The sequence below is a fragment of the Flavobacterium sp. Sr18 genome (genome assembly GCF_011064265.1).
In the GTDB taxonomy this organism is placed as follows: Bacteria; Bacteroidota; Bacteroidia; order Flavobacteriales; family Flavobacteriaceae; genus Flavobacterium; species Flavobacterium petrolei.
Genome location: NZ_CP049329.1, coordinates 1,316,097 through 1,338,721, shown reverse-complemented (window position 1 = coordinate 1,338,721; position 22,625 = coordinate 1,316,097). Strand labels below are relative to the sequence as shown.

The window sequence follows — 22,625 nt, the reverse complement described above, 5'->3', positions numbered from 1 at the left end:
CATTATTTTACCACTTTAGGTTAACGTGTTTATTGAATACGTCAACATTAACTCATCATTAAATCTTGGCTATTTACAACAAATTTGTGCTTTAAACGAGTATTCTGGTTCTTTATCGAAAATATTTTTCGCTCGTTTGTAAATGATATACTTTCGCTCTCGAGATAGACAAATGTATTCTGTCTATTATAAAAAAACGAATTGTTATGAAATATTTTTCTTTAGAAGCAAGTAAAAAAGTCATGTTGAATGGCTTCCTAATGTTTGCTTTTATTTTTGTGTCTAATACTACTGTTTTTGCTCAAACTTCAAAAAATGTAGTAGAAGTAAATACAATTGACGTTACTACTAACACTAAACAAGATAATGTTTCTGCAGTTTCATCCTCAAATAGTATGAACTTTGTATTGTGGTTTATGGGTTCTAAACAAGATCCAAACACTACAATATCTACAGAAGGAACAAATACTAAAAAACAAGTTATCACTTCAGGTACAGCACCAAATCGTCTGTTAATCAAAGCTTTTTTGAAAAAAGCAGCGAACTTGGAAAGTATGATTGCTTAAACTAAAAATCATTTTTAAAAGACATAAAAAAAAACGGTAATTTTTAAATTAGCGTTTTTTTTTTATGTAATTTTTTTACTTTGATTTCTGGATAGCATATTGTCATCCAGAAATTATTTTTAACTAAAATATTATTCAAATTCCGAAGTAAAGAATAATTTCACATTTGGATATTTATTCTGTGTCATTTGTATTGTAAAATCAGAATCAGCCAGAAATACTAATTGTCCATATTTATCATGTGCCAAGAATTTTTGTTTGATTCTTCTAAATTCTTTGAATTCCTCACTTTTTGGATCATTGGGTTTTACCCAACATGCTTTGTGTACTGGGAAATTTTCATACGTACATTTAGCGCCGTATTCATGCTCTAAACGGTATTGAATAACCTCATATTGAAGCGCTCCAACTGTTCCAATGATTTTTCGGTTATTCATTTCTAAAGTAAATAGCTGCGCTACACCTTCATCCATTAACTGATCAATTCCTTTGTCCAATTGTTTGGCTTTCATTGGATCAGCGTTATTAATATATCTAAAGTGTTCCGGAGAGAAACTTGGAATTCCTTTGAAACTCATAATTTCTCCTTCGGTTAACGTATCTCCAATTTTGAAATTTCCGGTATCATGTAAACCAACAATATCTCCAGGATACGAGATGTCTACAATCTCTTTCTTTTCAGCAAAGAAAGCATTTGGACTGGAGAATTTTAAGTTTTTCTTCTGGCGTACGTGATAATACGGTTTGTTTCTTTCGAAAGTTCCAGAAACAATTTTTATAAAAGCCAGACGGTCTCTGTGTTTTGGATCCATATTGGCGTGGATTTTAAAAACAAATCCAGTCATTTTTTCCTCTTTAGGATCTACTAATCGTGTTTCGGAATCTTTAGGTCTTGGAGATGGAGCGATTTGTACAAAACAATCCAATAATTCTCTAACTCCGAAATTATTTAAAGCGGAACCAAAAAATACTGGTTGTAGTTTTCCGTCTAAGTAATCCTGACGATCAAATTTAGGATAAACTTCGTCTATCAATTCTAATTCTTCACGCAATCTATCAGCGGGTTTTTGACCGATAATTTTCTCTAATTCTGGATTTTGAACATCGGAGAAAGCAATTGTTTCTTCAATGTTTTTACGATTGTCGCCACTAAATAAGTTGATATTTTGTTCCCATAGATTATAAATTCCTTGAAAATCATACCCCATTCCTATCGGGAAGCTTAATGGTGTAACTGTTAAACCTAGTTTTTGTTCCACTTCATCCATCAAGTCAAAAGCATCTTTTCCTTCTCGGTCTAATTTATTGATGAATACGATAATTGGAATTTTTCGCATTCTACAAACAGCCACTAATTTTTCAGTTTGTTCTTCAACCCCTTTGGCAACGTCAATTACAACAATAACGCTGTCAACAGCAGTTAAAGTTCTAAAAGTGTCCTCGGCGAAATCCTTGTGACCTGGCGTATCGAGAATGTTTATTTTTTTATCTTTATAATTGAATGCTAAAACTGAGGTAGAAACCGAAATCCCTCTCTGGCGTTCAATTTCCATAAAGTCACTGGTAGCACCTTTTTTAATTTTATTATTCTTTACCGCACCTGCCTCTTGAATCGCACCACCAAAAAGGAGGAGTTTCTCAGTAAGTGTTGTTTTTCCGGCATCAGGATGTGAGATAATCCCGAAAGTTCTTCTGCGTTGTATTTCTTCTAAAAAGCTCATATTTGTATAAATAGTTTGCAAAAGTACTATTTATAAATGCCAATTAAAAAAATAGTATCCGCTAATTGGAGTAGGTGGGTTTTGAAGTCGCAATTCAAGTGATTTTGATTCAATATTAGAAACGTGATGATTTAATAAATGATAAAAAAGAAGGCCGTCTTTTCAGACAGCCTTTATGATATTAAGGTGTTACATATTGATTGACCAAACAGAATATCCATTAGGCGGACATTGAATTTTAACCCATTTATCCCCTTGGGTTGTTGGTAGCCAAGTGGAATTTCCAGTGAAATCTTTGATTTGTGCGTTAGTCCAATTCGTCTGAATCCATCTTTCTTGCCAAGTGGATGAATTGTTAATGTAAACTACTAAGCCAGGATTGCCGTTGTATCCGTTTCTGCGGGCGATATATTCGTCAGTATCAGTGAATAAAATTGACGTATTTCCGGTGGCTTTGTTATCATGAATCCAGATTAAATTGTTCATCTTTGTTTTGTTCAGCCATTCTTCATAATCGCGATAAAAAATAGTTGGATAACCTTCATGTGTTAAGATGTAGGCGTATGCTAGCTCTTTTTTCCAGATTTCATCAGTGTCGTGGTTGGCAACGAATGTAACTGCTTTGTACGGATTTCTTTTCCACATCATGTCATCATTCAAAATATTTAGATTATTTCCATCGAAGGCATCATTCATTTTGTAATAACAAGCAAAATCAAAAACAGAACTATTGGCATTATTCGCCCAATCATTTAGTATGTTTACGTTTGAGTCCCATAATTCGCCAACAGAGAAACCGCCAACGTTTGCATTCCAATCTTTTATCACCCACGGAGCAAAACCTTTCACGTAATCAAATCTCCAGCCATCAAATTTCATAGTATTTTTGTAATATTTACCAACTCCGTCTGCTCTTTTCCAAAGCCAGTCTTGTACATTAGGAACGACATGCGCTAAATCAGGAAAACCTCCAAAAGCTCCTTCATCATTATTTCCATAAGAATTTTTATAAAAATCAGCGCTCGTTCTCTTAAATTTTCCAGAAGCAACAGCAGTAAAATTAGTATAGGTTTGCGTCCCTGTAAATGGATTGCTTTCTAATTGCCCACCACTGTTGTGATTTAAAACCATATCAGCATAGACTTGCATGTTCTCGGTATGTACTTTGGTGATTAAACTTTCTAATTCGGTACGGGAACCAAATCGGGTTTCTATCGTGCCATTTTGATTGTAATTTCCAAAATCAAAATAATCTGTAGGATCATAACCCATGGAAAATGGTCCCTTTTGAGCTTTTGAAACCGGAGGAAGCCAGATAGAACCAATTCCAGCATTTGACCAAGCAGTGATTTTTGCATTTATAGTATTCCACCACGTTCCACCGGCTGGCACATCCCAGTAAAATGCCTGCATCATCACACCGCCACCTGGATTTGCAACGTATCTACCTGTTGTGCTTGATTGTTTTCCTGTACTAAAAGGATGACCATCGTGATTTGTAACATTAATCACTTTGAATTGTGCAGTGGCTTCTTTTGAATTGGTTACAAGGTCATCATTTGAATTACACGAGTACAAGCAAACGAGTAAAGCGGTTAAGAAACAAATTTTAAAATTGTGTTTTTTCATAAAATAGATAATTTAGGTTAATTAATAGGTTTTGGGTAATAGTAATTAAGATTGAAATGACAAGTTTCTGTTTTTGTTTGAATTTAAATTCTAAAATTATTTAAAGAATGTACTTTATTATAATGGAAATAAAAAGTATAAAAAAATAGTATAAAATTATTTTAATACTATTATTTTAGATGAAAATGCAAACTTTTAGCTAATTTATACAAATTCTTACAAGCTATGCGTCAGATTTTTTTTAATGAAGAACGAAAACGTTGTAGTGTTCACAAGTTTTGAAATAGAGCGCTAAAAATGAGTATTTTAATAGCTATAATTTTTAATTTGTAACCTTAAAAACGAGAAATTCTTGGCAATTCTAAGAATTTTTGATAGAATGAAAAAATACTGTAATCATAAATTCTGGTGGTTAATCGGAGGTGTCAAATAAGAGAAAACAGGGATGATGAATTTAATTACTGTGGATTTAAGTAAAAGTAATCCGTATTTATGATGTTTTTTCGTAGCTAACGTTCAGTTTCTTCATGGTTTACAAACGGAATAAGCCGATAAATAAATGCGTTTATAATTTTTTGTTAATAGTAGTTAGGAAACTTGTATTATGTAATTGAATTGCTATTTTTGTTCGTTTTAAATTTAAAGAATACTTAAGAATTGTATTGTAAAATTTCAATTCAGTTGTTGATTCTTAAAGTGTATATTTGCCAAAATTATTCTGGCACCTATCAAATGGTTTAATAACAATAGAATAAGTATATTTTTACGACAAATACAAATTAGAATAATGCCAATAAATAAAATAAAAATGAAATCCATTAATAATAGAATTGCACTTACTTTTTTTCTTTTACTTTTTACAAGTGTTATAACAAGTGCACAAGAAATTATTAAGGACTCCGTGATTGTTCCAATCAAGAAAATCCAATCAACTGGTAAACAAAAAATTGATGGCGTAATTGCAACTGTGGGAGATTACATCATTTTAGATTCAGATATTGATAAGTCTTATCTTGAAATTTCAGCGGGAGGCGGATCTGTAAAAGATATTACAAGATGTCAAATGTTGGGGAAATTATTAGAAGATAAATTATATGCGCATCAAGCTATTCAGGATAGTATTGTTGTGACAGATTCTGAGGTAAAAGGAATGTTAGAAGAGCGTTTGAACTACATGGTAGGACAAATTGGGTCTTTGGAAAAAGTAGTGCAGTATTACAAAAAGGATTCTGAAGAAGAATTTAGAACTTATTTCGCTGACATTTTAAAAGAAGGAAAGTTGACTTCTGAAATGCAGAAGAAAATTGTTGATGCAGTAGAAATTACACCGGAAGAAGTTCGTAATTATTTTAAAACAATTCCAAAAGATGATCTTCCGTTCTTTGGAGTGGAATTAGAAGTTGCGCAAATTGTGGTTACACCAAAAGTTTCGGTAGAGGATAAGCAAAAAGTTATTGATCGATTGAATGGTTTCAAAAAGGAAATTGAGGAAGGTTCTAGTTTTTCCACTAAAGCAGTTTTATATTCTCAAGATCCGGGATCAAGATCAAATGGTGGGTTTTATAAAATGAATCGTAAAACACCGTTTGTAAAAGAATTTAAAGATGTTGCTTTTAGTTTAGCGGAAGGTGAAATATCAGCTCCGTTTGAAACAGATTTTGGATATCATATTATATATGTAGAAAAAATAAAAGGACAGGAGGTAGAATTACGTCATATTTTATTATCACCGACGGTTACTGAAACGGCTCTGAATGAAGCGAAAGAAAAAATTACTTTGATCAAAAAAAGAATCGAAGACAAAGAAATTACTTTTGCGGAAGCAGCCAGAACATTATCTGATGAAAAAGAAACAAGAGCAAATGGTGGTGCATTAATTAATCCACAAACACAGGATACTCGTTTTGAATTGACAAAAATGGATCCTACTTTTTACAGTCAAGTTTCTAATTTGAAGGAAAATGAAATTTCAGCTACAATTTTAGACCAAGGAGAAGAAGGTAAGAAAAAATTCAAATTAATTACCGTAACCAACAGAATTGATGAACATGCAGCTGACTATGCCAAAGATTACATCAAAATTAAAGAATTGGCTCTAAAAAATAAACAAATTACTGCTATTGGAAAATGGTTTGATGAGAAAATAAAAGAAACGTATGTGAAAATTATTGGTGAATATAGAGATTGTACTTTTACCAACAATTGGCTTAAAAAATAGTCTTCTTTTTTGCCCTTCGCGGATCGATTAGCAATAAAAAAGTTTTCGATAAATAAAGAAAAAGAGTTAGTTTTATGATTTCATAATGCTAACTCTTTTTAATTTTAAAATACTTCATACATGTCAGACGTAGCAGCAATACATAATTTAGTTCAAAAACGAAATGAGCTAAAAAACGAAATCGCAAAAATCATTGTAGGTCAAGATGTTGTGGTAGATCAAATCTTACTTTGTATTTTTTCTGGTGGTCATGCATTGTTAGTAGGTGTTCCCGGATTAGCCAAAACTTTGATGGTGAATACGTTGGCGCAAGCGCTGGGTCTTGATTTCAAGAGGATTCAGTTTACCCCAGATTTGATGCCTTCGGATATTTTGGGAAGTGAAATTTTAGATGAAAGCCGTCAGTTTAAATTTATAAAAGGGCCTATTTTTTCGAATATTGTTCTGGCAGATGAAATCAATCGTACGCCGCCAAAAACGCAAGCTGCATTATTAGAGGCCATGCAGGAACGTTCTGTTACTATTGCAGGAGTAAATTATAAATTAGACTTACCTTATTTTGTTTTGGCAACGCAAAATCCAATTGAACAGGAAGGTACGTATCCTTTGCCCGAAGCTCAATTAGACCGATTTATGTTCGCCATAAAATTAGAATATCCTTCTTTTGAAGAGGAAGTTCAAGTAGTGAAGCGCACAACATCCGATATAAAAAACACCATAAATCCATTATTTACTGCTCAGGAAATAATAGATTTTCAACATCTGATTCGCCGAATTCCTGTTGCGGATAATGTTATAGAATATGCTGTGAGATTAGTCAGTAAAACTCGTCCGGATAATCCTTTATCAAATGAGTTTGTCAAAAATTATCTTGATTGGGGTGCGGGTCCAAGAGCATCGCAAAATTTGATTTTGGCGGCTAAAGCCAATGCAGCTTTTAATGGAAAATTTTCTCCGGATATTGAAGATGTGAAAGCTGTTGCGACAGGGATTTTACGTCATCGAATTATTAAAAATTACAAAGCCGACGCTGAAGGAATTACAGAAGAAATGATTATTGCTAAGTTAGTATAACTGTTTTTTTTTTTTGAACTCTGAGCTTGATTTTTGATCGTAACTACAACGTTTTCTTAGTTCTGATGGTTTTTATAATTTGATATTCATTAAAATATAATTAATTAATTGTTGATTAATCAGTTTAGTGTTAAATTTTTTAAAATTCATTAATTTTAAAGGATAAAAATCAGTATTTAGTAATAATATCATTTCAAAAAACCCCATCTATTAAATTTTTTCAAATATCATCTTAAAGAGCTAAATTTGCGTCGTGAATAAAAATACAGCTATTATGGCTTGTAATTTTGAGTAAGTTAAAATAATTAGCCTTTAACATTGAAAACAATTTACTATGAACATTTATAACGATTATCTAAAGGAAATCGAAGACAGAAAAACTCAGGGACTTAACCCAAAGCCAATTGATAGCGCTGATTTACTAAGCGAAATCATCACGCAAATTAAGGATTCAAATAACGCAAATCGCGAAGATTCAATTTCGTTTTTTATTTACAATACGGTTCCTGGTACGACACCTGCAGCTGGTGTGAAAGCATCTTTTTTGAAAGAGATTGTTCTTGGGGAATCAGTAGTGAATGAAATTACGCCAGCATTTGCATTAGAGTTGTTGTCACACATGAAAGGTGGGCCATCAATCAAAGTTTTGCTTGATTTAGCTTTAGGAAATGACATTACAATTGCTAAATCTGCAGCAGAAGTTCTAAAAACACAAGTCTATCTTTATGAGGCTGATACTGATCGCTTAGAAGCGGCATTTAAAAGCGGTAATGAGATTGCAAAAGATATTCTAGTGAGTTACGCTAAGGCGGAATTCTTCACCAAATTACCAGAGGTAGTTGAAGAGATTAAAGTTGTTACTTATGTTGCTGGTGAAGGAGATATTTCAACAGATTTACTTTCTCCGGGTAACCAAGCGCATTCACGCTCAGATCGTGAGCTACATGGAAAATGTTTGATTTCGCCTGAAGCTCAAGATGAAATTAAAGCACTTCAAGCGCAACATCCAGACAAAAGTGTGATGTTAATTGCCGAAAAAGGAACTATGGGTGTAGGTTCTTCAAGAATGTCAGGAGTGAATAATGTTGCTCTTTGGACAGGTAGAAAAGCAAGTCCTTATGTGCCATTCATAAACATAGCTCCAATTGTTGCTGGAACTAATGGTATTTCCCCAATTTTCCTTACTACTGTTGACGTTACTGGTGGTATTGGTCTTGATCTTCAAAACTGGGTAAAGAAAACAGATGCAAATGGAGCGGTTCTGCGTAATGAAAACGGTGAGCCTATTCTAGAAGAAGTTTATTCTGTTGCAACTGGAACAGTACTGACTATTAATACAAAAACAAAAAAACTTTACAACGGTGATAAAGAATTAATTGATATTTCTAAGGCATTTACGCCTCAGAAGATGGAATTTATTAAGGCTGGTGGGTCTTACGCGATTGTTTTTGGAAAAAAATTACAAACTTTTGCTTCAAAGACTTTGGGAATTGATATCGTACCGGTATTTGCTCCGTCAAAAGAGGTTTCTATTGAAGGACAAGGTCTTACAGCTGTAGAAAAAATATTCAATAAAAACGCAGTTGGTTCAACTCCAGGTAAAGTTTTACATGCAGGTTCCGATGTGCGTGTTACGGTAAATATTGTAGGTTCGCAAGATACGACTGGTTTGATGACTTCTCAGGAATTAGAGTCTATGGCTGCTACTGTGATTTCTCCAATTGTTGATGGTGCATACCAATCAGGTTGTCATACAGCATCAGTTTGGGATAATAAGTCTAAAGCAAACATTCCAAGATTGATGAAGTTCATGAATGATTTTGGTTTGATTACTGCTCGTGACCCTAAAGGGAACTACCACGCAATGACAGATGTAATCCACAAAGTTCTTAATGATATTACTGTTGATGAGTGGGCGATTATTATTGGGGGTGACTCTCATACAAGAATGTCAAAAGGAGTTGCTTTTGGAGCTGATTCAGGAACGGTGGCACTAGCACTAGCTACGGGTGAGGCTTCAATGCCAATTCCGGAGTCAGTAAAAGTTACCTTCAAAGGTGATATGAAAGAATATATGGATTTCCGTGATGTTGTTCATGCTACACAATCTCAAATGTTGAAGCAATTTGGTGGAGAGAATGTATTCCAAGGACGCATTATCGAGGTTCATTTAGGAACACTTACTGCTGATCAAGCTTTCACCTTTACAGATTGGACAGCAGAGATGAAAGCGAAAGCTTCTATTTGTATTTCTGAGGATGACACTTTAATTGAATCATTAGAGATCGCCAAAGGAAGAATCCAGATCATGATTGATAAAGGAATGGATAACGAGAAGCAAGTCTTAAAAGGATTAATCGCTATCGCTAATAATAGAATTGCAGCAATCCAATCAGGTGAAAAACCAGCTTTGACTCCTGATGCTAATGCAAAATATTTTGCTGAAGTTGTAATCGATTTAGATATCGTTGCTGAACCTATGATTGCAGATCCAGACGTAAATAATGCGGATGTTTCTAAGCGTTATACGCACGATACTATTAGGCCACTTTCCTTTTACGGCGGTGTGAAAAAAGTAGATCTTGGTTTCGTTGGATCTTGTATGGTACACAAAGGTGATTTGAAGATTCTTTCTCAAATGCTAAAAAACATAGATGAGCAATATGGTAAAGTAGAGTTTAAAGCACCGCTTGTCGTGGCACCTCCAACTTATAATATTGTAGATGAACTTAAAGCTGAAGGAGACTGGGAAGTTTTACAAAAGTATTCTGGTTTCGAATTTGATGATAATGCTCCTAAAGGCGTGGCACGTACAGGATATGAAAATATTCTATATCTTGAGCGTCCAGGCTGTAATTTATGTATGGGTAACCAAGAAAAAGCAGCAAAAGGAGATACAGTAATGGCAACGTCTACGCGTCTTTTCCAGGGAAGAGTTGTTGAAGATACAGAAGGTAAAAAAGGAGAATCGTTACTTTCGTCAACACCAGTTGTTGTATTGTCTACAATTTTAGGTAGAACTCCAACTCTTGACGAATACAAAGCTGCGGTAAAAGGTATAAATCTAACGCAGTTTGCGCCATCTCATAAGTTATTGGTTAGGTAATAACTAATTTTTGTTAATTATATCAAAAAGCTTAAGTCTTTCAATAGACTTAGGCTTTTTTTATTTTAATAGGTCTTCTATTTTTTGTACCTTGTGGTTTTAAAGATAATAACAGAAAATAATTAGATATGGCTTTTGATATAGAAATGATTAAAAAAGTGTATGACAACATGACTTCTCGTGTTGACAAAGCACGTGAAATAGTTGGTCGTCCACTTACTTTAACAGAGAAAATATTGTACAATCACCTTTGGGATGGAATGCCGTCAAAAGCTTTTACAAGAGGTGCTGATTATGTCGATTTTGCTCCAGATAGAGTTGCTTGTCAAGATGCAACCGCTCAAATGGCGTTGTTACAATTCATGCATGCTGGTAAAACTAAAGTAGCGGTTCCTACAACAGTGCATTGTGATCACTTGATTCAAGCTAAAGTTGATGCGGTAACTGATTTGGCCAGAGCAAAAACACAAAGTAATGAAGTGTTTGAATTTCTTTCTTCGGTGTCTAATAAATACGGAATTGGTTTCTGGAAACCAGGAGCTGGGATTATTCACCAAGTAGTACTTGAAAATTATGCTTTCCCAGGTGGAATGATGATTGGGACTGATTCTCATACTGTGAATGCAGGTGGTTTAGGAATGGTAGCCATTGGTGTTGGTGGTGCTGATGCAGTTGATGTTATGTCAGGAATGGCGTGGGAATTAAAATTTCCTAAATTAATTGGAGTAAAATTAACTGGAAAACTTTCCGGTTGGACAGCTCCAAAAGACGTTATCCTTAAAGTAGCAGGAATTCTTACCGTAAAAGGTGGAACAGGAGCTATCGTTGAATATTTTGGAGAAGGCGCAACTTCTATGTCTTGTACTGGAAAAGGAACAATCTGTAATATGGGTGCCGAAATTGGTGCAACTACTTCTACATTTGGTTATGATGATTCTATGAGCCGTTATTTGCGTTCTACAAATAGAGCTGATGTTGCTGATGCTGCGGATAAAATTGCTCCATATTTAACAGGTGATGCGGAAGTTTATGCTAATCCAGAATTGTACTTTGACCAAGTTATAGAAATTAACTTAGACGAATTAGAGCCACATTTAAACGGACCTTATACTCCGGATTTAGCAACTCCAATTTCTAAAATGAAAGAGGAAGCTATCAAAAATAACTGGCCTTTGAAAATAGAAGTAGGTTTGATAGGTTCTTGTACCAACTCTTCTTACGAGGATATTGCTCGTGCAGCTTCAATAGCCAAACAAGTCACCGACAAAAAATTAAAATTAAAATCAAAATTCACGATCACTCCAGGTTCTGAGGTAGTTCGTTATACAATCGAGCGTGACGGTTTTATCGATACTTTCGATAAGATTGGTGCGACGGTATTTGCTAATGCGTGCGGACCATGTATCGGAATGTGGGACAGAGAAGGAGCAGAAAAAGAAGAACGCAACACAATCGTTCACTCTTTCAACCGTAACTTCTCCAAACGTGCCGATGGAAATCCAAACACTTTGGCTTTCGTAGGTTCACCGGAATTGGTAACAGCTTTGGCAATTGCCGGAGATTTAAGTTTCAATCCGTTGACGGATACTTTAATAAACGAAGATGGTGAAGAAGTAATGTTAGAAGTGCCAACAGGCGACGAATTGCCGAAAAACGGATTTGATGCTGAAGACCCGGGTTTTCAAGCACCGGCAGAAGATGGTTCAGGTGTTCAAATCGCGGTTAGTGAAACTTCAGAAAGATTACAATTATTAGCGCCATTCTTGCCTTGGGACGGAAAAAATATTACAGGAGCTAAATTATTGATTAAAGCTTTCGGAAAATGTACAACAGATCACATCTCCATGGCTGGACCATGGTTGCGTTTCCGTGGACATTTAGATAATATTTCTAACAATATGTTGATTGGTGCTATCAATGCATTCAACCAAAAACCAAATACAGTGAAAAATCAGTTGACTGGTACTTACGATGCAGTTCCTGCTGTAGCGCGTGCATACAAAGCAGCTGGTGTTCCTTCGATTGTGGTGGGAGATCACAACTACGGAGAAGGATCTTCTCGTGAACATGCCGCTATGGAACCTCGTTTCCTAGGTGTGAAAGCGGTATTGGTAAAATCATTTGCTCGTATCCACGAAACAAACCTTAAAAAACAAGGTCTTTTAGGATTGACATTTGCAAACGAAGCTGATTATGAGAAAATTCAGGAAGATGATACCATCAACTTCACAGATTTAGTTGATTTTGCTCCAGGAAAACCATTAACATTAGAATTCGTTCACGCGGATGGAACCAAAGATATCATCTTGGCAAACCATACGTATAACGAAGGACAAATTGGTTGGTTCGTTGCTGGTTCAGCATTAAACTTGATTGCTGCTGCTGGAAAAGCATAAGCATTTCAATACTATAGTTCTAAAACTCTCAAGGAAACTTGGGAGTTTTTTTGTTTCAATTACACTTTGTTTCTGGAGCTGTTTCCTGCTGACCGTTTCAAGCTTTTTTGCACAATTGCTTTTTTCCAAGATAAAAAAGGAGCTTCTTTTAGTCGCTCTTTTTTTCTCTGGAAAAATAGGCACTTCTACTTCAAAAGGCTTTCCACTCTCATCAGGGCTATTTAATCAAAACCAAATTATTCATTACTTTAGCATTAATGATAAGAGTGAATAATTTTTAAAAAAGCATCAAATTTGCGGTTAAAATGTGTTGAAAAATCAAAAAAAAGAGTCGTTTGTGTTTAAACTGCGTTAAAATTAAAAAAAAAAGAAGGTTTTTTGATTTTATAGTTTAAATTAGCAAACAAGAAAAATTAAATTGTATTTGAGCTTATTGGTTATTAGTTACATCAATTCTCTACCTATTTTTATTTTCTGCGCAACAATAGCATACAATTGTCTTGCGTTACTGTTTGAGTTGCTTTTGCAATCAGAACAAAAAATCAACAAATAATAATTGCACAAATTAGGCTCTCTTTTATCAAAGAGATGAGAAATTTTTTTACAATTTTTTAAATAAAAATAGTAAAAGTGCATTCCTAAGCGAGATTTAATAATTATATCCCGAAATCGCTATGAAGAATACAATGGGGTAAGTAATTTGAAATAAATGAATATGACTTTTAGAGTAATAGTAACATTAGTTTTTTTAAATAGTATCGTTCTTTTTTCACAGGAGAAAATCACAAAACACACTATAGTAAAAGGGGAAACAATATCGAGTATCGCTGAGAAATATGAAGTAAAACAAAGCGCTATTTTTAAATTAAATCCCAATGCCAAGAATCTTTTAAAACTCAATTCCGTTTTATTAATTCCTATCGCTTCTACAAAAAATACTGTTTCTAAAAGTAAGATTGCAATAAATAATTCCGTTAAAGAACACGAAGTTCAAGCTAAAGAAACACTTTACGGAATCGCAAAACAATACGGAATTTCCTTTAAAGAATTAAACCAAGTCAATCCGACACTCGCTTCTTCCGAATTAAAAATTGGTCAAAAAATAAATATTCCCGGTAACGCTACCGCATCTGAAATAGCGACGATTGCACCAATAAAACAAACGGAATCAAAAAATGAAGTGGCTATTTTGCCTCAATCCACGGAATCGATATCCACAAAACCTGATACATTTAGTTGGGAAGTTTTACCAAAAGAAACAAAATATTCCATCACAAGAAAATACGGAATTACAATCAAAGAATTTGATAAAGCCAATCCAGGAATAGGCGTAAAAGCACTTAGAGTTGGTCAAAAAATAAATATTCCTGCCGCTCCTTTGTCAGAAACAGTTTTAGTATCACAAGAAACTAAAGAGTCACCAGTACTTATTTCAAAAAATGCTACTTCATTACAAACTATCGCACCAACATTAGAAGAAGCTGTCGTTATCCAAACAACTACAGATTTATCAAAAACAGTAGCGACTCAGTTTTCTCAAAATGAAACAACTACAGATAATGCACCGCAGCTTATTATCCGCGAGGTCTTGCCAAAAGAAACTAAATATGCTATTGCAAAACAGTACGGAATTACCGTTAGTGAATTAGAAAAGCAAAATCCAGATATTAAAAATGGACTTCCTGTAGGGTACAAATTAAATATTTCGGCAAATACTGTACCTGTTGAAAATGCAGTTGTAAGTACTGATAGCTACCATAATTCGGATATTCAAACTTCTAAAATTGATTTTAATAACGCTGCGAAACCAACTTTCAGTCATGATTTTTTAGATCAGTTGATTGAACGTGCTTCCGAAAATATTGGATCACGGTACCGCACTGGAGGAACCACAAAATCTGGATTTGATTGCTCAGGTCTTATGTGTACTACTTTTGGAGCATTCGATATTAAATTGCCAAGAACATCACATGAGCAGTCCAACATTGGAACTAAAATTAACACGGAAGAGGCTCAAAAAGGAGATTTGATTTTCTTTAAAACTAATGGTAGAAGCCAGATTAATCACGTTGGGATGGTCGTTGAGGTTTGTGAAGATGAAATTAAATTCATTCATTCATCAGTTAGCAACGGAGTTATAATATCATCTACCAAAGAGAAATATTATCGAAAAAACTTTTCTCAAATTAATAGAGTACTACAATAATTTCTTAGAAAAATAAAAATATTCATATTAAAAACGTTCCAAGATTGGAACGTTTTTTTTATGTCTTTTAGATTTTTATTTCTCCTTTGTTCCCACTTACATAATTAGTTCCTGTAGCAACTGAGGCTGCCATTTTTAGAAAATTAACCATTTGATTTCCGTCAGTGTCCCAGAAGTATGCACTGCTTGGTTTTACTTTAATAAGCGAAATGTTAGGGTCATTTTTACCTTCTTTAAACCATATGTTTACAACGGGAGACCAAAGCTCTTCGATTTTTTCTTGATTGGTAACTATGGATGCGTCACCATTTACAACCATGTAACTTCCTTTTCCAGGATGTGCAAAAAATAATTGAACACTGGAATCTTGCTCAATTTCTTTGTTTTTATCACTATTTTTTTCGCTGAAGAACCAAATGTTTCCTTCATCGCATACTTTTACAGCTCCCATAGGTCTGGTGGTTGCTCCATCATTCGTTTTGAGATTGGTACAAAAAAGGCAGGTGTTGATTTCTTCAACCAGACTTTTAAGTTTATCTATTCCTTCAACTGTATGTTCATTTGCTTGATCACTCATAATCCTAAGTTTTAGTTTTATTGTTAGACTCCGTAAATTCTTATACAAAGTTGGGAAACAAAACACAAAAAAGGGTTACACAATTAAGAGTAAAAGTTTCAACTTTCACATATCTATAGCTTAAGTAACTGATGATTAATACATACAACTTCCGAAGGATATAAATTAAAAGGGAAGTAGCTGGATTTGGTTATTTTTCAACACTATTAATTTCAATCCAATATCCATCGGGATCTTGGATATAGATTTGTTTGATTCCATCTGCGCGAACCGTAATCTTATCAAGTGTTCCCGGCCAGTCGGAATAGGTAATGTTGAGGTTTTGCAGCTTAGTGATTAAAGCATCAAAATTAGTGACTTTAAACGCCACATGAACCGCTTTGTTTATGGTAACCGGTTCTTTTATGGTTGACACAAGATGTAATTCTTTCCCATCTCCCAATGAAATCCATCTAATTCCTTCTTTTTTGGTAAGGTTGGTGATTTCTGAAAGCTTCAATACATTTTTATAAAAATCAACAGAACGATCCAGATCTTTAACTGAAAGTGCCATGTGATCTAACTTCAAAGTAAAAGTTTCTGTGTTTTGTGACCAAAGTGTTCCTGTGCTAAGGAAGACAAATAGGAGCGGAAGTAGAAATTTTGTTTTCATGTTGCTGCGATTGCGTTCAGTATTTTAATCGATTTACCGTTTCATTATTGCCACTTCAAATGATTCATTTATAATTAGGATACAGATGAATTATTGGTTAAGCAGTACGTTGTTTATGGTTTTAATCCAGTCTTCTTTAGCTCCAGTATTTGTATCTATAGCGGTACTATTATTGTTGTACGGCCTGTACATGTTTATATTTGGACGTGAAAAAAGCCCAATTGTAGGTGTTTTTGCAGCACTAGCTAAATGCATAATTCCGCTGTCAGCACCAATAAAAAGTGTAGTGTTCGCAACTACGGAGGCAATTTCTCTAACATCTTTACTGTAAAAAGTGGTTGCTTTAAATCCTATTTGCGAAATGTTTTCAACGGGTAAGATTTCAATAATATTATAATCAGAATATTCTATTTTCAGTCTTTCATAGAATTCCTCCCACCAAGATTCTGAATAACATTTGTCAGAAGTAGCATAGGTAAATATGCAAATGGTCTTTTTGTCATTTTTAACCAGTTCTTTAACAATTGTATGGCCTTCAGCAATTTCTGAAGCACTCAATTTAAGGTCTAGTGACGGAACAGGATTTTCATTTTTTGGAAACCCTAATTTGGTCAAAAAACTTCTAAATTCGTACACAGGATATTTTGCAATATGCTCATAATCGGTGTATTTTAATTGCATTTCCTCATCCAGTTCTCCAAAAAATTTGTATTTAGCATCTGCAAATTGTGCCGATAATCGTCCCGAAGAGGAGTTTTTATCCACGTTGATGACAATGTCATATTTTTGCTTTTTAATTTTCACCCAAACCTTGAAATAGTCGATCAAATTTTTGAAAGGTTTTTTTGGAAGTTCAATGATGTAATTGATGTTGGTGTAATTTTTAAAAACAATTGGAGCCAAACCTCCTTTTACAAACAAATCAATTTTACAATCAGGAAAAGTAGCAATTACATCCTGCACCAGTGGTGTTATGAGTAACAAATTTCCAAGTCTGTGATTGGGTCTGGAAATTAAAACCCTTTTGATTTCGATTTTTTGAGATAAATCGATTATTTGATTCTTTTGTGAATTCCCAATATTTTTAGTTAGGTTATGCGTTACAATTCTTCGGAATACATTTACTTTTTTTAAGATACTCATGCTTTTAAAATATTATATAGTATTGAAATCATTTTTAAATATAAAATTGAAAAGGTCTGTTTTTATTCTTTTTTACAGAACATAAAATAAATAACACCACCCAAAACGGATTACCTAACGGGCAAATATACAATATAGAAGCTAATAATATTTGTAGCTTCTTATAATATACTTTATTCTTAAGGATTGAATATGCAAATAAAAACGACATATAAAGTTACGCTGTATTTTTGCAATTAATTTGATTGTTATGTTCTTCAATGGTTGGATAATTTTAAGCAGAATGTCCTCTTTTTTGATTGTGCCAAATTTTGAGATATTCAAAAATTTCTAATTTTTAATTTCTTTCAGTTGCCTGCGATTGCTCCTAATTTAACTGTAGCACAAAATAGAATTAATGTAAATTACGATTTGGAATCATAAAAAAGCGCAGCAATGCAGAAAGGTCCTAAAATATTTTGCAATCTTTGAACTCTAAAAAAATTAAAGCATTATGAGCAAGACAAAACTAACAATTAATCGCAATGGTTCTATAAAAATAGAAGGCGATTTTGAAATAACAGACTGTGAAGGAAAAACATACGGATTAGAAGGAAGAACGGCTTTGGGTCTTTGCCGTTGCGGATTGTCAGCAAACAAACCTTTTTGTGATGGTTCCCACCGCAATGGTTTTGAGCATGAATCAGCTGCATTTGACTTGCCACCAGTTAAAACGAAGTAATATCGTTTTCTGATTCCATTAAATAAAAAAGCTACATTCCTAAAGATGTAGCTTTTTTGTTTATTATTTGAACCAATTAAACTCAATGGTTTATTCGCTGGATGTACTGCTATTCAAATATCACTTATTTTTTAGACTGCTGATAATCGCCATAACATCTTGATCGCCCAATCCTTCTTTTTCGGCTGCAGCATAACTGTCATACAAAGGATGAATGAGTGGAGAATCGAGTCCGGCTTCTTTGGCCAGTCTTAAATCTTTGACTAAATGTTTCAATGCAAATGCTGCCGGATAGGAATCGTTAAGAATGGAAGGTGTTTTGATATTCGTGATGCCGTTGCCGCAAGCGCCTTGATTAATGATGTTGAGCATGTCTTCTTTACTAACACCGTTTTTCTCGGCAAACAAAACCGTTTCGGCTATCCCTTGAAGATTCAATCCTAATAAATAATTGATGGCTAACTTAGCCGAACTTGCCACGCCAGGTTCACCTACGTGAATGGCAATCTTACCCAAAACGTCAAATATTGGTTTGGCTAATTCGTAGTCTTCACTCGAAGCGCCAACGAGAATGACCAAAGTTCCGTCTTGTGCCGGTTTTACACTTCCAGAAACGGGAGCGTCTATGAAATGTACGTGATGTTGGTTGCAAATAGTGTTTAAATAACGCGAAGTTTCGGGGGAAACCGTACTCATATTGATGATTTTTTTACCAGGATTAGTTTTAGACAATAAACCCGTTGGTCCCTCAAAAACTTCTTTGACAGCCGCGTCATTGGATAACATGGTCAAAACTACGTCACAAGTTTCCATTAGTTCTTGTAAACTGCTTGCTGATTTTGCTCCTGCAGCCAGTAAAGGTGCTTCTTTATCTTTGGTACGATTGAAAACCGTTACTTCAAAACCTGCTTTGAGCAGGTTCATCACCATTGGGTTTCCCATGTTGCCAAGACCTGTCCATCCTAATTTTAATGTATTCATAGTTTTTAGTGCTAAATGATACGTTTCCTGTTTTGGAGCTTAAGCTTTAATAACATCAGGAAAGCGACACTAAAGTACGGTTTATTTCTGGGAAAGAAGCAAAAATTAGCTAGAGGAAAAGCGGTATTAATTTAAGTATGGTTTTTTCATAAAAAGTAACTTCATGTCGCTTTCGTCTAGGTAGACGATATCTTATTGATACAGATATTCCAAAAGTAAATTTAGAAGTTTATAGATTGTAATTCCCAAGCCTATTCCAATTAGAAACCAAAAATATCTTTGCTTTTTGTCTGTTTTTACAAATTGTTCCTTGAGCAATACGCCATTTTCTTTCAATTCAAGTTTGATTTCTTTTTTGTCGAATTGTTTGTATTTGGATTCCAATACTAAATTTCTGGCGTGTAGTTTTATTTCATGGGTAATTCCAGAAAAAGAAAACTTTTTAGAAATTCTTTCACCATTCAGTAAAACACTTTCAATTCCAAAAGTAGAGTTCCAGAATTCTATTTTGTTTGAGTCGATGTTAAATTCAGCGTATTTCATTTTTGGTTTGAGTTTTTTATAACGTCAGTCTGTGAAAAAACCTCCGTTGTATTATCGCCAAATATAATAAAATACTTGTATAAAAAGAAGGTTTTTCGTATATTTAAGAATGCAACACATCACCGGAATTTCCCGTCAACAAATGCGTTTTTCAAGTTTAGAAGACACTATAAGTCCCGATAATCAGGTGCGATTTATAGATGCCTTTGTCGAATATATTGACCTCTCTAAACTCGATTTTGCTGTAAAAACGCTCAAGACCGAAGGTCGCCCAAGTTTCAATAGTAAAGTATTTCTAAAGATGTATTTATACGGTTATCTCAACGGAATCAGAAGTTGCCGTGATCTAGAAAAGGAATGTTTGAGAAACATCGAAATGCAATGGCTTTTAGAGGATATTCGTCCCAATTACCACAGCATCTCAGATTTTAGAAAAGACAATCCTATTGCTTTGAAAAAATTATTCAAACTATTTGTTTCGTTCTTGAAAGATGCTGACTTAATAGGCGGTGAAACCATAGCTATTGATGGCACCAAAAGCCGAGCGCACAATAGTAAGAAAGCCAATTTCAACCAAAAGAAAATCGACAAACACTTAGCTTATATTGAAGCTAAGACCCAAGAATACTTGGATACCTTGGAAGAAAATGACGGCAAAGATAATCCAGCTATAATCCAAAATATCCAACAAAAGTTAGACCGATTGAAAGGGAACAAATTGCGTTATGATCTACTGGAAGAAAAACTAAAAGCAAGTGGCGAGCCTCAAATAAGCACAACTGACAGTGATTCCAGAGCCTTGCTGGTTCAGGGACAAGTGATTGAGATTTCGTTCAATATTCAGGCTGCAGTCGATGCCAAACACAATCTGGTGGTAGCCACGCACACCATCAATAAGAATGATCGCAGTGCTTTGTCAGCTATTGCCATAGAAGCCAAAGAGAATCTAGGTATAGAAACCTATACCGCATTGGTCGATAAAGGTTACCATAATGGCAAACAAATAGAAATCTGCAAACAAGCCAACATAACTACCATTGTAGCACAGCCTGAACAAGGAAAAAGTAACGAAAACGGTACGACCAAGGCTTATTTGGTAGCCCAATTTCAATACGATCACGACACTTATACTTGCCCACAAGGCGAAACACTAAAAACTACAGGCAGTTGGCATAAGAAAACTACAGATAAAGACAGCTATAATTTTAAAAAATACCGAACCCCAAAATGCAAAGAATGTCCCGTAAAACATTTATGTACAAGTAGAGCAGCAGGCAGAGAAATCGACCGAAGCCAATATGCCGATGCCGTAGAAGAAAACAACAAGCGCTACCATGAGAACCCACAGCTCTACCGTAAACGACAGGAAATCAATGAACATATTTTTGGCACCATCAAACGACAATGGGGCTATAACCATACCAACTTAAAGGGATTAGAAAAAGTAAACGGAGAACATAGCTTGATTATGCTGGTGTATAACATCAAACGCAGTGTCAATATCCTAGGCGTTCCCGATTTGATTACTAAACTCAAAAAATGGAACTCACCCTACAAGGTAAAAGTCTTGTTTTTGCTAAAAACGAGTTATTTAAAGCTGAATTTAGAGTTCTTTTTTTCCAGTTTAAAATTAGCAGCCTAAAAAAGACCTTTCTTAAAAGGCTTTCTTTTGGATTGTAGAAAAGGAAAAATTGAAGATTTTAACGCAAAAAAGAGGTTTTTTCACAGCCTGACGTCCCGCTGCTTTGAGATGACTGGAAGTTCGTAACCTTTCAGTTTTCGGCTTAACGAAAACTTGATGCGAAACGGCAATTCCACTAAACTCCAGCTATATCAAAACAGCTGTTACCTGCAGTATTTATTTCCATTCAGTTTCTGTTCCCAATTTGGTTAATTTTGAATACAAAGCAGTCAATCCATATGTACCACTTAATCCGTAATCTTTTATTTTCTTAACTGTACCATTTTCAAAAAATATGTCGAGAGTTACTGTCGGAGCATCAGTAGAATTAACTTCGTAGTAGTCATTCAATTTTATGACTTCTATATAATTTAACATATTAAAAATTTCGTCAACACTTTTTTGATTTAATTGTTTTATTGATTTTCCTTTAAACTTAGTAAATTCTATACCGTCAAACTCAGCTAGACCATTTTTGTTAATTGTAAGTTTAAAAACTGGACAAGTTCCAAAGCAATAATCTGTTTTAACCTCTATATTTTTAATTTTATTATCGATGATTACTTTATCGTTAAGTTCAATAAATGAATCATATTTGTATGTTAAAGTGTCTATTTTGGTATATTTTTCAATATTATCATCAAAGTCAAAGGGCAAATTTACTTTTCGAATTCGTAATTCATTTTTATCTTGAACTTTTATTGGTTTGATGTATTCACATTCATCAAACTTAACAATGTTTCTGATTAATTTGAATCCATTATTTCCTTCATCAATTATTACATTTTGTGTGTATCCGTAAAAGTGTGAAATGAAAATCAAATCTGTTAATCCGTCATTGTTCACATCAATTTTTTGCCAATTTTTGATTTCATCTATTTTGAATATCCCTTTGCATTTTAATTGATTATAAATCGAGTCTATAGATTCAATGTCAAATATGCCATATTTAAAGTCTTTATACCTAACTATTCCATATTCAGGATGAACAGTTTTAACAAACTCAATAACTTCTTTTGTTGTATTAAGTTTGTCAATTTTATTTCCAAAAATCATATTTGAAAATATGAGCATTAATATAATCGTGAATTTTGTCATAATATTGATGGTAACTTGTATATAGGCGAAACAAACCTTCGTATATGCACCCAAATATGGGTTGCTTGGCGAAGGTTTGTTTCGCTTTATATTTTCTCAAATATATTAAATTTTTCTTACAATTTTTCTTGAAAAGAATAAACGTTATTTTATTTCGGTTTGCGTGAGGGAGGGAAGCGGCATCCTTTATTTTCTTTCTTTAAGAAAATGAAGATACAGCGTACCGCCCGACCCAAAGTGGCGAGGAGGAACGACAAAGCTGCTGCAGGGTCACGCCCAAAGGAACAATCACACTCTTCACCACTCACTTTTC

Annotated in this window: 16 protein-coding genes; 8 read left to right on the top strand and 8 right to left on the bottom strand. The window is 34.2% G+C overall.

The genetic code is table 11. The annotated features are described in order from the left end of the window. The first annotated feature begins 206 nt into the window (after positions 1 to 206). Complete coding sequence (locus tag G7A72_RS05930) at positions 207 to 566, top strand: hypothetical protein (RefSeq protein WP_113665495.1); 360 nt, start codon at positions 207 to 209, stop codon at positions 564 to 566. Positions 567 to 697: 131 nt separating this feature from the next. On the opposite strand, the gene G7A72_RS05925 is transcribed toward G7A72_RS05930, so the two are convergent. Both G7A72_RS05925 and G7A72_RS05920 read right to left on the bottom strand, forming a co-directional pair. After that, a complete protein-coding gene (locus G7A72_RS05925; protein WP_113665262.1) occupies positions 698 to 2,287 on the bottom strand; it encodes a peptide chain release factor 3 in 1,590 nt (529 codons plus the stop codon). A gap of 189 nt (positions 2,288 to 2,476) precedes the next feature. Next, positions 2,477 to 3,916: an alpha-amylase gene (locus G7A72_RS05920; RefSeq protein ID WP_165151813.1), complete on the bottom strand. Its 1,440-nt coding sequence runs from the start codon at positions 3,914 to 3,916 to the stop codon at positions 2,477 to 2,479. A 787-nt stretch (positions 3,917 to 4,703) separates the two neighbouring features. Between G7A72_RS05920 and G7A72_RS05915 the strand changes: the two genes are divergently transcribed. The 5 genes from G7A72_RS05915 to G7A72_RS05895 all read left to right on the top strand — a co-directional run bounded on the left by G7A72_RS05915 (position 4,704) and on the right by G7A72_RS05895 (position 14,916). After that, a complete protein-coding gene (locus tag G7A72_RS05915; RefSeq protein WP_165151812.1) occupies positions 4,704 to 6,134 on the top strand; it encodes a peptidylprolyl isomerase in 1,431 nt (476 codons plus the stop codon). Positions 6,135 to 6,254: 120 nt separating this feature from the next. Then, the gene (locus G7A72_RS05910) at positions 6,255 to 7,208 is read left to right on the top strand and encodes a MoxR family ATPase (RefSeq protein WP_165151811.1); all 954 of its coding nucleotides are present in this window, start codon (positions 6,255 to 6,257) and stop codon (positions 7,206 to 7,208) included. A 334-nt stretch (positions 7,209 to 7,542) separates the two neighbouring features. Next, positions 7,543 to 10,314, top strand: a complete 2,772-nt coding sequence (locus G7A72_RS05905) for a bifunctional aconitate hydratase 2/2-methylisocitrate dehydratase (protein WP_165151810.1) — start codon at positions 7,543 to 7,545, stop codon at positions 10,312 to 10,314. A gap of 128 nt (positions 10,315 to 10,442) precedes the next feature. Beyond that, complete coding sequence (locus tag G7A72_RS05900) at positions 10,443 to 12,710, top strand: aconitate hydratase (protein ID WP_165151809.1); 2,268 nt, start codon at positions 10,443 to 10,445, stop codon at positions 12,708 to 12,710. 715 nt (positions 12,711 to 13,425) lie between these two features. Continuing rightward, complete coding sequence (locus G7A72_RS05895; RefSeq protein WP_165151808.1) at positions 13,426 to 14,916, top strand: peptidoglycan endopeptidase; 1,491 nt, start codon at positions 13,426 to 13,428, stop codon at positions 14,914 to 14,916. A gap of 67 nt (positions 14,917 to 14,983) precedes the next feature. Here G7A72_RS05895 and G7A72_RS05890 read toward each other — a convergent pair whose 3' ends face one another. The 3 genes from G7A72_RS05890 to G7A72_RS05880 all read right to left on the bottom strand — a co-directional run bounded on the left by G7A72_RS05890 (position 14,984) and on the right by G7A72_RS05880 (position 17,288). After that, positions 14,984 to 15,493: a pyridoxamine 5'-phosphate oxidase family protein gene (locus G7A72_RS05890; RefSeq protein ID WP_165151807.1), complete on the bottom strand. Its 510-nt coding sequence runs from the start codon at positions 15,491 to 15,493 to the stop codon at positions 14,984 to 14,986. Between the two features lie 190 nt (positions 15,494 to 15,683). Beyond that, complete coding sequence (locus G7A72_RS05885; RefSeq protein WP_165151806.1) at positions 15,684 to 16,145, bottom strand: VOC family protein; 462 nt, start codon at positions 16,143 to 16,145, stop codon at positions 15,684 to 15,686. A gap of 90 nt (positions 16,146 to 16,235) precedes the next feature. Beyond that, entirely contained in the window at positions 16,236 to 17,288 is a 1,053-nt protein-coding gene (locus G7A72_RS05880) for a glycosyltransferase family 9 protein (protein ID WP_165151805.1), read from the bottom strand. A gap of 493 nt (positions 17,289 to 17,781) precedes the next feature. Between G7A72_RS05880 and G7A72_RS05875 the strand changes: the two genes are divergently transcribed. Beyond that, the gene (locus tag G7A72_RS05875) at positions 17,782 to 18,009 is read left to right on the top strand and encodes a CDGSH iron-sulfur domain-containing protein (RefSeq protein ID WP_113665273.1); all 228 of its coding nucleotides are present in this window, start codon (positions 17,782 to 17,784) and stop codon (positions 18,007 to 18,009) included. Between the two features lie 120 nt (positions 18,010 to 18,129). On the opposite strand, the gene G7A72_RS16755 is transcribed toward G7A72_RS05875, so the two are convergent. Both G7A72_RS16755 and G7A72_RS05865 read right to left on the bottom strand, forming a co-directional pair. Further along, the gene (locus G7A72_RS16755; RefSeq protein WP_165151804.1) at positions 18,130 to 18,990 is read right to left on the bottom strand and encodes an NAD(P)-dependent oxidoreductase; all 861 of its coding nucleotides are present in this window, start codon (positions 18,988 to 18,990) and stop codon (positions 18,130 to 18,132) included. 192 nt (positions 18,991 to 19,182) lie between these two features. Continuing rightward, positions 19,183 to 19,533: a hypothetical protein gene (locus tag G7A72_RS05865; RefSeq protein WP_165151803.1), complete on the bottom strand. Its 351-nt coding sequence runs from the start codon at positions 19,531 to 19,533 to the stop codon at positions 19,183 to 19,185. Positions 19,534 to 19,642: 109 nt separating this feature from the next. Between G7A72_RS05865 and G7A72_RS05860 the strand changes: the two genes are divergently transcribed. Then, the gene (locus G7A72_RS05860; protein WP_241258513.1) at positions 19,643 to 21,175 is read left to right on the top strand and encodes an IS1182 family transposase; all 1,533 of its coding nucleotides are present in this window, start codon (positions 19,643 to 19,645) and stop codon (positions 21,173 to 21,175) included. 216 nt (positions 21,176 to 21,391) lie between these two features. On the opposite strand, the gene G7A72_RS05855 is transcribed toward G7A72_RS05860, so the two are convergent. Further along, the gene (locus tag G7A72_RS05855; protein WP_165151802.1) at positions 21,392 to 22,312 is read right to left on the bottom strand and encodes a DUF6438 domain-containing protein; all 921 of its coding nucleotides are present in this window, start codon (positions 22,310 to 22,312) and stop codon (positions 21,392 to 21,394) included. Between the last annotated feature and the right edge of the window lie 313 nt (positions 22,313 to 22,625).

What these genes read in the sequence shown, in the direction of transcription:
- G7A72_RS05930 (WP_113665495.1), top strand. Translation starts at nt 207, where the DNA reads ATGAAATATTTTTCTTTAGAAGCAAGTAAAAAAGTCATGTTGAATGGC.
- G7A72_RS05925 (WP_113665262.1), bottom strand. Translation starts at nt 2,287, where the DNA reads ATGAGCTTTTTAGAAGAAATACAACGCAGAAGAACTTTCGGGATTATC.
- G7A72_RS05920 (WP_165151813.1), bottom strand. Translation starts at nt 3,916, where the DNA reads ATGAAAAAACACAATTTTAAAATTTGTTTCTTAACCGCTTTACTCGTT.
- G7A72_RS05915 (WP_165151812.1), top strand. Translation starts at nt 4,704, where the DNA reads ATGCCAATAAATAAAATAAAAATGAAATCCATTAATAATAGAATTGCA.
- G7A72_RS05910 (WP_165151811.1), top strand. Translation starts at nt 6,255, where the DNA reads ATGTCAGACGTAGCAGCAATACATAATTTAGTTCAAAAACGAAATGAG.
- G7A72_RS05905 (WP_165151810.1), top strand. Translation starts at nt 7,543, where the DNA reads ATGAACATTTATAACGATTATCTAAAGGAAATCGAAGACAGAAAAACT.
- G7A72_RS05900 (WP_165151809.1), top strand. Translation starts at nt 10,443, where the DNA reads ATGGCTTTTGATATAGAAATGATTAAAAAAGTGTATGACAACATGACT.
- G7A72_RS05895 (WP_165151808.1), top strand. Translation starts at nt 13,426, where the DNA reads ATGACTTTTAGAGTAATAGTAACATTAGTTTTTTTAAATAGTATCGTT.
- G7A72_RS05890 (WP_165151807.1), bottom strand. Translation starts at nt 15,493, where the DNA reads ATGAGTGATCAAGCAAATGAACATACAGTTGAAGGAATAGATAAACTT.
- G7A72_RS05885 (WP_165151806.1), bottom strand. Translation starts at nt 16,145, where the DNA reads ATGAAAACAAAATTTCTACTTCCGCTCCTATTTGTCTTCCTTAGCACA.
- G7A72_RS05880 (WP_165151805.1), bottom strand. Translation starts at nt 17,288, where the DNA reads ATGAGTATCTTAAAAAAAGTAAATGTATTCCGAAGAATTGTAACGCAT.
- G7A72_RS05875 (WP_113665273.1), top strand. Translation starts at nt 17,782, where the DNA reads ATGAGCAAGACAAAACTAACAATTAATCGCAATGGTTCTATAAAAATA.
- G7A72_RS16755 (WP_165151804.1), bottom strand. Translation starts at nt 18,990, where the DNA reads ATGAATACATTAAAATTAGGATGGACAGGTCTTGGCAACATGGGAAAC.
- G7A72_RS05865 (WP_165151803.1), bottom strand. Translation starts at nt 19,533, where the DNA reads ATGAAATACGCTGAATTTAACATCGACTCAAACAAAATAGAATTCTGG.
- G7A72_RS05860 (WP_241258513.1), top strand. Translation starts at nt 19,643, where the DNA reads ATGCAACACATCACCGGAATTTCCCGTCAACAAATGCGTTTTTCAAGT.
- G7A72_RS05855 (WP_165151802.1), bottom strand. Translation starts at nt 22,312, where the DNA reads ATGACAAAATTCACGATTATATTAATGCTCATATTTTCAAATATGATT.